Source organism: Gordonia bronchialis DSM 43247 (assembly GCF_000024785.1).
GTDB lineage: Bacteria > Actinomycetota > Actinomycetes > Mycobacteriales > Mycobacteriaceae > Gordonia > Gordonia bronchialis.
This window is the reverse complement of record NC_013441.1, coordinates 1,761,297-1,775,117: the sequence shown is the minus strand read 5'-3', so window position 1 is coordinate 1,775,117 and position 13,821 is coordinate 1,761,297. Positions and strand designations below refer to the sequence as shown.

At 67.1% G+C, this 13,821-nt stretch carries 14 protein-coding genes and 4 pseudogenes; 14 read left to right on the top strand and 4 right to left on the bottom strand.

Annotation, left to right across the window (positions count from 1 at the left end):
* The first annotated feature begins 26 nt into the window (after positions 1 to 26).
* The 14 genes and pseudogenes from GBRO_RS26300 (at position 27) to GBRO_RS08310 (ending at position 10,487) form a co-directional block, all read left to right on the top strand.
* Positions 27 to 179, top strand: coding sequence for an alpha/beta fold hydrolase (locus tag GBRO_RS26300; protein ID WP_169309843.1), 153 nt, complete (start codon positions 27 to 29; stop codon positions 177 to 179).
* A complete protein-coding gene (locus tag GBRO_RS08360; protein ID WP_012833532.1) occupies positions 176 to 967 on the top strand; it encodes an SDR family oxidoreductase in 792 nt (263 codons plus the stop codon). The genes GBRO_RS26300 and GBRO_RS08360 overlap by 4 nt, the downstream gene beginning before the upstream one ends.
* Positions 915 to 1,187, top strand: a pseudogene (locus tag GBRO_RS26905) (AMP-binding protein); the annotation flags it as partial. The gene GBRO_RS08360 and the pseudogene GBRO_RS26905, both read left to right, overlap by 53 nt.
* A gap of 77 nt (positions 1,188 to 1,264) precedes the next feature.
* Entirely contained in the window at positions 1,265 to 1,507 is a 243-nt protein-coding gene (locus tag GBRO_RS26900) for a hypothetical protein (protein WP_223375525.1), read from the top strand.
* A 10-nt stretch (positions 1,508 to 1,517) separates the two neighbouring features.
* Complete coding sequence (locus GBRO_RS08350; protein ID WP_012833531.1) at positions 1,518 to 1,919, top strand: LLM class flavin-dependent oxidoreductase; 402 nt, start codon at positions 1,518 to 1,520, stop codon at positions 1,917 to 1,919.
* Positions 1,920 to 1,939: 20 nt separating this feature from the next.
* Entirely contained in the window at positions 1,940 to 2,365 is a 426-nt protein-coding gene (locus GBRO_RS08345; RefSeq protein ID WP_012833530.1) for a nuclear transport factor 2 family protein, read from the top strand.
* A 63-nt stretch (positions 2,366 to 2,428) separates the two neighbouring features.
* Positions 2,429 to 3,518: pseudogene (locus tag GBRO_RS08340) on the top strand (LLM class flavin-dependent oxidoreductase).
* Positions 3,519 to 3,618: 100 nt separating this feature from the next.
* Positions 3,619 to 4,098: a flavin reductase family protein gene (locus GBRO_RS08335; protein ID WP_041920339.1), complete on the top strand. Its 480-nt coding sequence runs from the start codon at positions 3,619 to 3,621 to the stop codon at positions 4,096 to 4,098.
* Positions 4,095 to 5,351 (top strand): annotated as a pseudogene (locus GBRO_RS08330) (bifunctional 3,4-dihydroxy-2-butanone-4-phosphate synthase/GTP cyclohydrolase II). Before GBRO_RS08335 ends, GBRO_RS08330 begins: the two are co-directional and overlap by 4 nt.
* Before the next feature lie 51 nt (positions 5,352 to 5,402).
* The gene (locus tag GBRO_RS08325; RefSeq protein ID WP_227892864.1) at positions 5,403 to 6,629 is read left to right on the top strand and encodes a GAF domain-containing protein; all 1,227 of its coding nucleotides are present in this window, start codon (positions 5,403 to 5,405) and stop codon (positions 6,627 to 6,629) included.
* The gene (locus GBRO_RS26895) at positions 6,512 to 7,225 is read left to right on the top strand and encodes a PucR family transcriptional regulator (protein WP_227892934.1); all 714 of its coding nucleotides are present in this window, start codon (positions 6,512 to 6,514) and stop codon (positions 7,223 to 7,225) included. The genes GBRO_RS08325 and GBRO_RS26895 overlap by 118 nt, the downstream gene beginning before the upstream one ends.
* A 98-nt stretch (positions 7,226 to 7,323) precedes the next feature.
* Positions 7,324 to 8,375: pseudogene (locus GBRO_RS08320) on the top strand (phosphotransferase family protein).
* A 35-nt stretch (positions 8,376 to 8,410) separates the two neighbouring features.
* Positions 8,411 to 9,697: an acyl-CoA dehydrogenase family protein gene (locus tag GBRO_RS08315; protein WP_012833527.1), complete on the top strand. Its 1,287-nt coding sequence runs from the start codon at positions 8,411 to 8,413 to the stop codon at positions 9,695 to 9,697.
* A gap of 37 nt (positions 9,698 to 9,734) precedes the next feature.
* Entirely contained in the window at positions 9,735 to 10,487 is a 753-nt protein-coding gene (locus tag GBRO_RS08310; protein WP_012833526.1) for an SDR family NAD(P)-dependent oxidoreductase, read from the top strand.
* Positions 10,488 to 10,703: 216 nt separating this feature from the next.
* Here GBRO_RS08310 and GBRO_RS08305 read toward each other — a convergent pair whose 3' ends face one another.
* From GBRO_RS08305 to rplM, 4 genes are read right to left on the bottom strand one after another with little or no spacing between them, the layout of a single operon-like run.
* A complete protein-coding gene (locus GBRO_RS08305; RefSeq protein ID WP_012833525.1) occupies positions 10,704 to 11,396 on the bottom strand; it encodes an HAD family hydrolase in 693 nt (230 codons plus the stop codon).
* Positions 11,393 to 12,736 carry a phosphoglucosamine mutase gene (gene glmM, locus GBRO_RS08300; protein ID WP_012833524.1) on the bottom strand — a complete coding sequence of 448 codons (1,344 nt, stop codon included), beginning with the start codon at positions 12,734 to 12,736 and terminating at the stop codon, positions 11,393 to 11,395. Before glmM ends, GBRO_RS08305 begins: the two co-directional genes overlap by 4 nt.
* Before the next feature lie 2 nt (positions 12,737 to 12,738).
* Positions 12,739 to 13,341 (bottom strand): 30S ribosomal protein S9, encoded by a 603-nt coding sequence (gene rpsI / locus GBRO_RS08295; protein WP_041919806.1) that lies wholly within the window; start codon positions 13,339 to 13,341, stop codon positions 12,739 to 12,741.
* Positions 13,338 to 13,781 (bottom strand): 50S ribosomal protein L13, encoded by a 444-nt coding sequence (gene rplM / locus GBRO_RS08290; protein WP_012833522.1) that lies wholly within the window; start codon positions 13,779 to 13,781, stop codon positions 13,338 to 13,340. The genes rpsI and rplM overlap by 4 nt, the downstream gene beginning before the upstream one ends.
* Positions 13,782 to 13,821 lie beyond the last annotated feature (40 nt).

The window sequence follows — 13,821 nt, the reverse complement described above, 5'->3', positions numbered from 1 at the left end:
CCTGATCCTGTCGCTGCACGGCACCGATGACGCCTTTGGTTCCCTTCTCCGCGGCCCAGGCAGCCGCGGAACTCGCGAACGATGCCCGGCTGGTCGCCTTCGACGGCTGTGGTCACGCACCGTTCCTGGAGGACCGGGATCGCTATCTCGCCGAGCTGCTGGGGTTCCTCGAGGCATGAGTATCCAACCGAGAGTCTGGATTGTCACCGGCGGTTCGCGCGGCATCGGGCGCGCCGTGGTGGAGGCGGTCACCGCGCGCGGTGACCGCGTGGTGTCCATGGCCCGGGGCGTGGCCACCACCGCCTACACCCACGCCGACCGGGTACACGAGATCAAAACCGACGTGACCGACACCGAATCGGTCCGCCGAGCGGTGAAAACCGTTGCCGAGGAATATGGCTCGGCACACGCGTTGATCAACGTGGCAGGCGTGCACCGCGGCGGCCGGATCGACGACCTGAGTCGGGAGTCCTGGGACCTGGTGCTCGCCACCAACCTGACCGGCGCCTTCGAGATGTGCCGGGCCACCGTGCCGATCCTCGAATCCGGCTCCGCCGTCGTCAATGTCGGCGCGGTGGTGGGCTTGCGCGGATTCCCCGGCGACGTGGCCTACGGGTCGGCCAAGGCCGGATTGTCCGGCATGACGCAGGTACTGGCGGCCGAACTCGCACCGCGCAACATCCGGGTCAACCTCGTCGTCCCCGGCTTTGTGGATACCGACATGACCTCCGGACTCTCGGAGAAGGCCCGGGCCCGCATCGTGTCGTCCATCCCGGCCGGCCGGACTGGTACCGCCAAGGAGATCGCGCAGGTCATCGTTGACGTCGCCGGGGCGACCTACATGTACGGCGCCACCGTGCCCGTCGACGGCGGGCACCGGCGCACCCAAAGGTGTTGGATATCGCCACAAATCGCTGTATCTACACACCTTTGCCGCCTGCCTCGCCGATGGCCACGCGATCAGTGAACGCGATCGGGTATTGCTCGTCGTCCCCATGTTCCACGCGAACGCGTGGGGAGTTCCCTTCGCGGCCATGATGTCCGGTGCCGACCAGGTTCTTCCCGGACCGCATCCCAGCGCACCGGAGATCGCGACGATCATCGCCACGCAGCGGATCACCTACACCGGCATGGTGCCGACGGTCGCCGTCGACCTGGTGGCCCATGCGACGCGGGAGAACATCGATCTGCGCTCACGTCGGGCGCTGGTGCTGGGTGGTTCCACCCCGAGCACCGGACTCATCCGCGACATCGTGTGCCCGTCGTGCGGGGCGTGGTCGGCGTCGAGGACGGACCCGCCGTCGACGCAGACGCGCTGTATGCCGATCTGCGCGAGAACGTCCCGCGCTGGTGGCTACCGGACCGGGTGTTCGTGGTGGACACGCTGCCCCGCACCAGCGTCGGCAAACTGGACAAACGCACGCTACGGGAGCAGGCGGCCGGGCTTTTGTGGGAACCCACAAACACCGATTCACAGCCCGTTCCCGCGGCGGCCACCTATCCCTAGCGTGAGCTTCATGAAGTTCAGTGTGTTCTATGTGCTGGAAAGCCCCGACCGCGACTTCCGACGTGCTTACGACGAGATGCTCGAACAGATCCGGATCGCCGAATCGCTCGGCTTCGGTGAGGTGTGGCTCGCCGAGCATCATGGCAGCGACTACGGATCGATCCCGTCCCCGCAGATCGCCGCCGCCGCGATCGCCGCCCACACCGAACGCATGCGGATCGGCATCGCCGTCAGCAACCTCACCTTCGACTGGCCGGTCCGAGTGGCCGAGGACTACGCGTGCTCAACTCGTTCAGCGGGGGTGGGCGATGAGCGGGCTTGTGGCAACCCACAAGAGCCCCCGCACGTGATGGTGACGCAGGACACAGAGCGCCATACCGTTTGTACTGCACACGAATTCAGCTTCCGCTGAGACCACAGAAGGAGTAATCGGTGGCAACAAGTACCGCGAACGTCAGCCTCGAGCAGCAGAACAAGGAGCTCATCGCCGACTTCATGAAGGTGTTCTCCAAGGGTGACGTGGAGGCGATCCTCTCCTACCTCTCGCCGACCGCCACCTGGTGGGTCGCCGGCACGATCGACGGGATCTCGGGCACCAAGAGCAAGGCGGAGTTCGGCGAGATGCTGTCGAGTCTGTCCACCGCGACCACCACCGGCGCCATCCGGCTCACCCCGCTCGCCTGGACCGCCGAAGGTGAACGGGTCGCCGTGGAAACCGAATCGTACGCGGAGATGACCAACGGCCGCGTGTACAACAACCTCTACCACTTCGTGTTCGTGGTTCGCGACTCAAAGATCGAGTCGGTCAAGGAGTTCCTCGACACCGAACACACCCGGGCCGTCTTCCTCGCACCCTGACGAGACTTACTGAATACCTCTCCCCCAATCGATTTCAGTTATACCGAACACTAGGAGCAACACATGGACGTCGGCGTCCTTCTGGTCTTCCAGAACTACCACGAGAACATCAGCGACGAGCAGGTCTTCACCCACGACCTCGAGCTCGGCGTACTGACCGAGAAGAGCGGCTTCGATTCGGTCTGGTCGGCCGAACATCACTTCGATGACTACTCGATGTGTCCGGACAACTTCGCGATCCTGTCCTATCTCGCCGGTCGCACCTCGCGGGTGAAGCTCGGTCTCGGCGCGGTGATCCTGCCGTGGAACGATCCGCTGCGAGTGGTCGAGAAGGCCATCATGCTCGACCAGATGTCCGGCGGCTGTGTCCTTCTCGGCATGGGACTTGGTCTGGCCAAGATGGAGTACGAGGCCTTCGGCATCCCCATGGAAGACGCCCGGTCCCGCTTCAACGAGGGCGCCGACATCGTCATGCGGCATCAAGTCGGGGTTCGTCTCCAGCGAGGGACCCAACTTCGTCCAGCCCGAGATCGAGGTCCGGCCCCGGCCCAACCCGGAGACAAGCTGGGATGGAAGACTTTTCGCCGCCGCGATGTCCCCGGACTCCGTCCCGATCGTCGCCGACCTCGGTGTGCAGATGATGACCTTCATGCAGTTCCCCTTCGAGAAGCACGCCGAACAGATCAACGGCTGGAAGCAACTGTTCCGCGACGCACAGGGCCGCGAACCCGGTCCGGCGGTCATCCAGGACTTCGTGATCTGCCACGAAGACGCCGACGAGGCCCGACGCCTCGCCTACGAGCACATCAACCGCTACTTCCTGTCTGTCATCAAGCATTACGACTTCGCCGGCAAGCACTGGCGTGAGACGCCCGGCTATGAGACCTATCAGGCCGGCGCGGACATGATCCGCGAGGCGGGCATGGAGGCTGCGGCCGACGCCTACGTGGAGGCCAACGTCTACGGCACCCCCGAGCAGATCGTCGAGAAGTACGCCCACCGGCACGAACTCATCGGTGACTTCATGCCCAATGCAGCGTTCTCGTTCGGCGGACTGCCGCTCGCCGAAGCGGAGAAGAGCCTGAAGTTGTTCGGCGAGAAGGTCGTTCCCGAACTCCACAAGATGAAGGCCAAGACGCCCGTCGGCGTCTGAACCCAGACCCCGTGGCGCCGGCGACAACACTGAACCGGCGCCACGGTCCACACCCCCGACGAGTTCTCCAGGAGTTACCGTGAGTGATCCGAGTGACGCGATGATCGCGCCTGAGTTCCGCGAGGTGATGTCGCGTGTCTGCACGCCGGTCGCCGTCGTGACGTCCTTCGACGACGGACGCCCCCATGGCACCACCGTCAGTGCGTTCACCTCGCTGTCGATGGAACCGCCGATGGTGCTGGTGTCGCTGGATCGCCGCTCGGATCTGCTCGCCATCATCAGGGACTCCGGCCGGTTCGGCCTCAACGTGCTCGCCCACCAGCAGGCCGAGCTGGCAATGCGGTTCGCGCGCAAGGGCACCGACAAGTTCGACGGCGTCGACTGGACCGCCGACGCCGGCGTCCCGCGCCTCGACGGGGTCTCGGGGTGGCTCGCGTGCACCACGGCCTCCCTCGTCGACGGCGGCGATCACGTGATCGCCCTCGGCAACGTCGTCGCCACCGCTCTGGCCGCCGCCGACCCGCTCACCTATCACGCGCGCATCTTCGGGACCCACCGGGCGCTGGAGGTCGCATCATGACCGCGGTGCTCCCGCAGACCGAGGCGGTCTCGGCTGCTGTCGCGGCCATCGCGGCGGGTGGTCTCGCAGTGGTCGTTGACGACGCCGACCGCGAGAACGAAGGTGACCTGATCGACGCGGCGTCGTTGATCACCGATGAGGCGATGGCTTTCATGGTGCGCCACACCACCGGGATCATCTGCGCGCCGATGACCGCCGCACGGGCACGTCACCTCGACCTGCCGCAGATGGTCACCCACAACACCGACAACCACGGCACGGCCTTCACCGTCACCGTCGATCACGTCGACACCGGCACCGGTGTGTCGGCAGCCGACCGTGCCCGCACCGTCCGGGCACTGGCCGACGACGCCACTGCCCCCACTGATCTGCGCCGTCCCGGTCGCGTGTTCCCGCTACGGGCACGCGACGGCGGCGTGCTCACCCGCGCCGGGCACACCGAGGCCGCCGTCGACCTGGTCACCATGGCCGGCGTCGACGATCTGGGTCTCGGCGGCGTCGGGGTGATCGGTGAGATCGTCGCCGAAGACGGGTCGATGCGTTCCGGCGACGACCTGCTCGCCTTTGCCGCCGACCATGATCTGCCGGTACTGCGTATCGCCGACCTCGTGCACCACCGCAGTACGTCGACCTCGCTGGTCGCGCAGGTGGCATCGGCGGCGATGCCCACCGCCTTCGGCGACTTCCGTGCCGTCGCCTACCGCTGCGAACTCGACGGCACCGAACATCTCGCCCTGCTGATGGGCGATCTCGCCGCCGCGAGCCGAACCGACCGCGGCGCGCTGGTCCGCGTGCACAGCGAATGCCTCACCGGCGACATCCTCGGTTCCCTGCGCTGCGACTGCGGCAGCCAGCTCGAACAGGCCCTGTCCGCAATCGCCGAGGAGGGCTGCGGCGCCGTGGTCTACCTGCGCGGCATGAGGGCCGCGGGATCGGTCTGGCGCACAAGATCCGCGCCTACGCGCTGCAGGAACAGGGTCTCGACACCGTCGACGCCAACACCGCGCTGGGGCTGCCGGTGGATTCCCGCAGCTACGGTGTGGGTGCTGCGATCCTCGCCGACCTCGGAGCCCGGCGGCTCCGCCTCATCACCAACAACCCGGCAAAAGTACGGCGGACTCGAGGGTTTCGACCTCGAGATCGTCGGCCGCTTCGGCCTGCCGACCGTGATCACCCCGCACAACGTCCGCTACCTGCGCACCAAGCAGGAGCGGATGGGCCACACCCTGGATCAGGCCGTCACCGGCGCATGAGGCCCGCTGCTACTGTGATGGTGACCACAACGCTGTACTTCCGAGGTGAGGATGACCGTCTCCGCTGATCCGCCCTCGACCCTCCTCAGCCGGGAACGGGCGGTCATCGCGGCCTTCTCGCAGGTCACCACCGAGGCCATCACCGACGCAAAGCTCGAGGACCTGCTCACCCTGGTGGGCCGCCGGCTGTGCCGACTGCTCGGGGTGACCCGGTGCTCGGTCTACCTCCGGCACGGCAGCGGGCGCTACCGCGGCGCCGCCGGCTACTGCCAGGAGGCGGGCGACATCACCCAGGCCGTGCGGCGCCAGGAGTCCGGCTTCGACGGCGATCGGTTCAGCCAGGAGGTGATCACCACCCGCCAGCCGGTGGTGATCACCGACGCTCTCAACGACCCCCGCCCGCATCACCGGACCATGGCGCACTGGGATGTGCGTGCCATGCTCGGTGTACCGCTGATCTTCGACGACGAGGTGATCGGCCTCATCTTCGTCGACAGCCGCGGCCGCGGCCACGAGTTCACCACCGAGGACATCGAGGTCGCCACCCTGTTCGCCCGGCTCTCGGCGATTTTCATCAGCCAGGCGATGCTCAACTCCCGGCTACGTCGGCAGGCCGCCGAAATCGCCCGCAACAACGCCACTCTCGCGTATCTGGCCGACGTACACACCCGACTCACCAACGCGGTTCTCGAAGGTGCCAACATCGCGCGCGTCGTGCAACTGCTGAGCGAGCTGTCCGCCAAACCCGTCGTCCTCTACAACAACGACTTCGACGTCCTCACCTGGTCGGCGCCCGAGGCACTCAAGCTCGATGCGCCGCCGGTGCTCAGTGCCAAGGTGCGCAACACCCCGTCGGTGCGGGCGACGCTCGCCGAACTCAGCGTCACCACGCCGTCGGCTGTGGTTCCGGCCCAGCTCGCCGTCGGGCTCGGTCGCCGTCATCTGATGTGCCGCATGGTGATCGAGGGAAGCCGAGCGGCTTTGTCGGCATCGTGGAGATCGGGCGCAGCCTGCAGGAGATCGACGCCAACATCGCCGAACGCGGCGCCACCGTGCTGGCCCTGCAGATGCTCTCCGAACGGCGTCAGATCGAGACCGAGGGACAGGCCCGCGACGATTACCTCTCCGACCTCTTGCGCTACGGACGAGACAAGGAACATCTGGTCCGGCGCGGCCCGCAGTTCGGCATCGACCTCACCCACCCGCATGTACTGGTGCGCTTCACGGTCGACGACGCCCAGGGACAGTTGTCGGCGTCGGCGATCCAGTCGCTGGTGACCCGGACCTTCGCCGCGGTCATGTCCATCCCGGCGCCCCCGGCCGTCCGGTTGCCGGGGGCGGTGATCGTGATGGTCCGTCTGCCCCACGACGATCCCGACGACGTCCGGGCGATCCAGACCGACGTCACCACCATCGCCGAGAAACTCACCGGCCAACTGTCATTGGGCACCACCGTCATCTCCGGGATCTGCCGCGTCCCCGGCGACTTCCCCCACGCCCACCGCGAGTTGCGCGACATCGGCGCCATCGCGCGATCATTCGACTGGGGCACCAAGGTGATCGCCCTCGACGATCTCGGTCTGTTCCGGGTGATCGTGAGCAGCGGACATGTCAAGGAGGCGCTGCACTTCGCGCATTCCTACGTCGCCGCGGTCCGCGATCACGACGACGGCACCCTGCTCGCCACCTGGCGTGCTTTCGTGGCTGCCGACGGCAAGGTGCAGGCGACCGCGCAGTCGCTCGACGTGCACGAGAACACCATCCGCTATCGGCTTGGACGTATCCGCGAGATCTGCCGTCGCGACCCGACGAGTCTGGACACCATGCTGTCGGCCAAGATGGCCTTCCAGGTGCTCGAACTCGCAGGTCAATGACCGGCGGCCCCGACGTCGGCCACCGCGGTTGGGGATTCCCACAAACGACGCCGACGAGGTGGTTCCGGTAGCGGCAGCGCAACCCTAGGTTCAAGAGCATGGCCCCCGCTAGCACCAGCGCCGCGATCGCCGGCGTCGACGTCGACGCGCTGAACGCCTGGATGGACCGCGAGCAGCTGCCGCCCGGCACCATCGAGAACATCTCCCCGATCGGCGGTGGCACCCAGAACATCATGATCGGATTCAGCCGCGGCGAACCGACTACGTGCTCCGCCGCGGACCCGAGCACCTGCGTCCCGGTTCGAACACCGTCATCGAGCGTGAGATGCGACTGCTCGACGCGCTGGGCGCCACAACCGTTCCGCACGCCCGACTCATCGTCGGCAGCGCCGACACCGCGATCCTGGGTGCCGCCTTCTATCTGATGGAACCGGTAGACGGATTCAATGCGGCACAACGACTTTCCGCGCCGTATGCGGCCGCACCCGCCGGCCGCCGCGAGATGGGGCTGGCACTCGTCGACGCCCTGACGTCGCTCGCCGCCGTCGATCACACCGGCATCGGCCTCGCCGACTTCGGCAAACCCGACGGATTCCTGGCCCGCCAGGTGCCGCGCTGGATCGGCGAGTTCGAACGCTACGCGTCGACGCCGGGGTATCCGGGGCCGGAGTTCGGCGATGTGGCACCCGTCGCGGACTGGCGCGAGCGAAACCGTCCCGGCGATGGCGCCCCGGGAATCCTGCATGGCGACTACCACATCGCCAACGTCATGTACGCCCCGGATCGCCCTGCCGTGGCGGCGATCGTCGACTGGGAGATGGCCACCATCGGTGATCCGCTTCTCGATCTCGGTGTCCTGGCCGCGATCTGGCCGGAGCATCCCGGCGATGCGGATCTCTACGAGAGTGCGCTCGGCGCGACGGGCGACCTGCCCGAACGGTCGGCGATGATCGAACGCTACGCCTCCCGTTCGGATCGCGATCTGTCCGCGCTGGACTGGTGTGCGGTGCTGGCCTGCTTCAAGCTGGGCATCATCCTCGAGGGAACCTACGCCCGATCGTGCGCCGGAGATGCCCCGCGCGAGGTCGGAGAACGCCTGCGGCGCTACGCAAACGGGCTCTTCGATCGCGCCCATCGCTACCTCACCTGAGTTTCACCCCCACCACGAACGGAGTACACGAGCACATGGCCTGGGACTTCTCGACCGAACCCGAATTTCAGAAGAAACTCGACTGGATGGACGAATTCGTCCGTGCCGAGATCTTTCTCCTCGAGGTCCTCGACCTCGACTGGCCGACGCTGCGGCGTGCCATCGCACCGCTGCAGGAGGAGGTGCGCGCGCAGGGACTGTGGGCGGCCCACCTCGATCCCGAACTCGGCGGTCAGGGATACGGCCAGGTCAAACTCGGTCTGATGCAGGAGATCCTGGGCTCCACACCGTATGGTCCCCTAGTCTTCGGCTGTCAGGCACCGGATTCCGGCAATGCGGAGATCCTGGCCTCCGTCGGCACCGACGAGCAGTGGGAGCGCTGGCTTTACCCACTGCTCGCCGGCGAGATGTATTCCTCCTTCGCACTCACCGAACCCGGCAATGCCGGTGCCGATCCCACCAACCTGACCACCACCGCCACCTGGGACGGCGAGAACTGGAATCTCAACGGTCACAAGTGGTTCATCAGCAACGCGACCACCTCTGACTTCATGATCGTCGTGGCGGTGACCGATCCGGATGCCGACCGGCATCGCCGGGCGTCGCAGTTCATCATCCCGATCGACGCGCCGGGCCTCGAGGTGGTCCGGGACATCGGGTCCGTCGAGAACCCGCGTCCCCGTCCGAACACCTACGGGTCACACTGTGAGGTGACCCTCTCCGACGTGAAGGTCGGTCCCGACGCCATGCTCGGCGGGCGAGGCGATGGGTTCGTCGTCGCGCAGGTCCGGTTGGGCCCGGGCCGGATTCATCACTGCATGCGGTGGATCGGTCAGGCCCGACGCGCCTTCGACATGATGTGCGAGCGCGCCACCTATCGGTCGGCCCACGGTTCGGTGCTCGCCGACAAGCAGACAGTGCGCAACTGGATCGCCGATTCGGCCGCCGAGATCCAGGCATTGCGACTGACGACGTTGCACGCCGCCTGGCGGATCGACGAGGAGGGAACCTCCGCGGCGCGCAAGGACATCGCGCTGATCAAGTTCTTCGGCGCCCGCATCCTGCACGACGTCATCGACCGCGCCGTCCAGGTCCACGGCTCGCTCGGCTACAGCGCGGATCTGCCGCTGGAGTTCATGTATCGCGCCGCCCGCGCCGCACGCCTCTACGACGGACCCGACGAGGTGCACCGGGACAGCGTCGCCCGCCAGTACCTGAAGGGTTATGCGCCGCCGGCGGGTGAGATCCCCACCGAACACATCCCGACCCGCCGCACCGCGGCCACCGAACGTTTCGCGGAACTGCTCGCCGAGCAGCCCTGATCGTCCTCATCCACCGACCGAAAGGCCCCCGAATCTCATGTCACTCAATGGAAAGATCGCGATCGTCACCGGCGCCCATCAGGGCATCGGCCAGTCCACCGCCATCCGCCTGGCCGCCGACGGCGCCCACGTCATCGCCGCCGACCTGCAGGACTGCGACGTCACCATCAAGGAGATCACCGAGGCCGGCCACTCGGCAGAGGCCGTACGCCTCGATGTCCGTGTCGCCGACGACTGGGCGTCCACCGTCGCCGACGTCATCGATCGGCACGGCCGCGTTGACTGTCTCGCCAACATCGCCGGTGTGGTCAACATGATCAGCGAGGACTCCGTCGTCGGACTGACCGAGGAGGCCTGGGACACCGTGATCGGCACCGACCTCAAAGGTGTGTGGCTCGGTATGCGCGCGGTGATCCCCAACATGATCGAGGGCGGTGGCGGACGCATCGTCAACATCTCGTCGATGGCCGCGCTGCGCGGACTGCCGAACCTGGCGTCGTATTCGGCCGCCAAGGGCGGCGTGGTGGGCCTCACCAAACAGGCCGCCTACGAGTACGGTCCGCACAACGTCCTGATCAACGCCATCGCTCCGGGCACTATCGACACCCCGATCCTGGCCGACATCACCGAGGAGATGCGTCAGGCAAATGCCAACGCACACATCGTCCGTCGCCTCGGTAAGCCATCGGAGATCGCGTCGATGGTCGCCTACCTCATGCGCGAGGGCGACTTCCTGACCGGCGAGATCTACCCGGTGGACGGCGGCTGGGCGGCCAAGGGCAACTTCTGAACACCCCTGCTGGTTGAGACACGCCCCCAGCTGGTTGAGCCGTGCCCCCACCCTGCGAGTCCGCCGCGTGTCGAAACAACAAGCGAGACAACCATGTCCGCAACCACCAGGAGCACACATGGGGGCGCCGACGTGGTCAGTTGCCAGTGGTTTCGACGCGGCGCGGCTCGCTGTCGCTCGCCGTGCCGGCTCAACCAGCCGAACGGGGGCGGCAGCTCAGATGGCGATGCCGTGCCGGCGCACGGCATCGAGGAGGGCCGTGGGCCTCTGCACGACGGGAACGTCGTGGACAAGTTCGAAGGCGCAGCCGAGTTCGACGGCCCCACCGTCGGCGATGTCGCTGTCACCCACCATGAGTGCCGCCCCGGGAGCCACCCCGAGAGCGTCGAGGGCCGCGTGGAAGATCGCCGGATCCGGTTTGATGGCACCGACTTCGAAGGACAGCGCGTAGGCCCCCACCAGGTTCTCGACACCGTGGCGGCGCAACACGGTGCGCAGATCGAAGGCGATGTTGCTGACCACCCCGACGGGCACACCGGCCTCGTGCAGCCGGGTCAGCACCTCGACGGTGTCGGCGAAGGGTTCCCACGAGTTCGCGTCGAGCACCCGTTCGTACAGCGACGCAGCATGTTCGGGCACTGTGAGTCCGGATTCGCGCGGCATCGCGAGGTAGGCACGACGGTGCTGGGCGGGATCGAGATCCCGGTTCTCCCACGCGATCCGGTCGTCGCCGACCACCGCGTCCGGGACGCCGACGGGCTGGGTCATGCGCCGGATCAGCTCGGCCTGGGTGTCCACGTGCAGCGGACTTCCGTGCTCGTCGTGCAGGCCGTCGAACCAGTCATCGCGGGCCTCGAACCGGAACAGCGTGCCGGAGAAGTCGAACAGGACCGCTGCGGGCGTACTCACGCTCCGGCCGCCCGCACGACGTCGGCGATACGGCCGGCGATCCGGTGCGCATCCTGCGCGCTGGCCGCTTCGACCATCACCCGCACGAGCTGTTCGGTGCCCGAAGGTCGGAGCAGCACGCGGCCGGTGTCGCCGAGTTCGCCCTCGGCGGCCACTACCGCCTCCTTGACCGACTGTGACTGCGCCACAGCATGTTTGTCGGCCACGCGAACATTGATGAGTTCCTGCGGAAGCACCGTCAGGATGGCGGCGAGATCGGCGAGCCGACGGCCGGTGGAAGCCATCCGCTCCATCAGCATCAGACCAGTCAGGATGCCGTCTCCGGTGGTCCCGAAGTCGGGCACCACGACGTGCCCGGACTGCTCGCCACCGAGCGAATAGCTGCCGCGCCGAAGTTCCTCCAGCACATAGCGATCCCCGACCGCCGTGGTCTTGCACTCGACACCGGCCTCACGCATCGCGATGTGCAGACCCAGGTTGCTCATCACCGTGGTGACCAGAACATTGTCGCGCAAGCGATCTCGTTCCTTCAAGGAAGTCGCCAGGATCGCCATGATGGCGTCGCCGTCGACGAGCTGACCGGTGGAGTCCACCGCCAGGCACCGGTCGGCGTCGCCGTCATGTGCCAGACCGAGGTCGGCGCCGTGCTCGAGCACCGCCGCCTGCAGTTTGCCCATGTGGGTGGAACCGCAGTCGTCGTTGATGTTGAGGCCGTCGGGTTCGGCGTGGATCGCAATGACCTCGGCGCCCGCCGCCTCATACACCTCGGGGCCCAGCTTGTAGGCCGCGCCGTGCGCACAGTCGACCACCAGGGTCAGACCGTCGAGCCGGTGATCGATCGCCGCGGCGAGGTGTCGGCTGTACCGGTCACCCGCGTCGGGGGCGTCGACGATACGGCCGACGGCCGCACCGATGGGACGATCGAAGTCGTCGTCCATCGCGGCCTCGATGCGGTCCTCGACGGCGTCGTCGAGTTTGTGCCCGCCGCCGGAGAAGAACTTGATGCCGTTGTCGGGCATGGGATTGTGCGACGCGGAGATCATCACCCCGAAGTCGGCGCCGTAGTCGGCGGTCAGAAAGGCGACCGCAGGGGTGGGCACCACTCCGACGCGGATGGCGTCGACGCCCGTCGCGGCCAGTCCGGCGCACACGGCGGCCTCGAGCATTTCGCCGGAGGCGCGGGGATCACGACCGACCACCGCGCGCGGACGCGCGCCCGAGTCGGCGAAATCTTCCTCGAAAACGACCGCGGCGGCCGAGGCCAGGCGCAACGCGAGCTCGGGTGTGAGCTCCGCGTTGGCCAGGCCTCGGACGCCGTCGGTTCCGAAAAGGCGTGCCAAGATCAGCGCTTGGAGTACTGCGACGCCTTGCGGGCCTTCTTCAGGCCGTACTTCTTGCGCTCCACCGCACGCGGGTCGCGAGTGAGGAAGCCGGCCTTCTTCAGTGCCGGACGATCCTCCGGGGTGACCTCGATGAGGGCACGCGCGATCGCGAGACGCAGCGCGCCGGCCTGGCCCGAGGGGCCGCCGCCGACGAGCTTGGCGTGGATGTCGAAGGACTCGACGCGCTCGACGGTCACCAGCGGCGCCTTGATCAGCTGCTGGTGCACCTTGTTGGGGAAGTACTCCTCCAGCGAACGCGCACCGTTGAGGGTGAACTGGCCGGAGCCGGGCACCAGACGCACGCGGACCACGGCCTCCTTGCGGCGGCCGACGGTCTGGATCGGGCGGTCGATGACAACCGGGCCACGATCGACGGCGGGCTCGGCGGCGACAGCGGTGGTGTCGTAGTCGTCGGAAGCGGCTTCGACGGACTCGACGGCCTCCACGGCCTGCTCGACGGCGGTCTCGGCTGCGGCGGTGTCTTCACCGGCGTCGGCCTGAGCCTCGGCAGCGTTCTCCACGGCGGCCTCGACGGCCTCGTCGCTGATGTTCTCGTTGCTCACTGGGCCACCTGCTTGATCTCGAAGGGGACGGGCCGCTGGGCCTCGTGCGGATGATTGGGGCCGGCGTAGACCTTCAGCTTCGACGCGACGGCGCGGCCGAGCTTGTTGGACGGCAGCATGCCCTTGATCGCCTTCTCGACGACCCGCTCGGGATGGGATTCGAGCAGCTCGGCGGTGGTCCGGGACTTGAGCCCACCGGGATGCCCCGAGTGGGTGTAGTTCAGCTTGCGGTCGGCCTTGTTGCTGGTCAGCGCGACCTTCTCGGCGTTGATGATGATGACGAAGTCGCCGCCGTCCATGTGCGGGGCGTAGGTCGGCTTGTGCTTGCCGCGGAGCAGGTTCGCGCTCTGCACGGCGAGGCGGCCGAGCACCACGTCGGTGGCGTCGATGACATGCCACGTACGCGTGATGTCACCGGCCTTCGGGGTGTAGGTGGGCACAGTTGTCCTCAACTCTTGGTTGTCGTTGCTACTGGTCAGG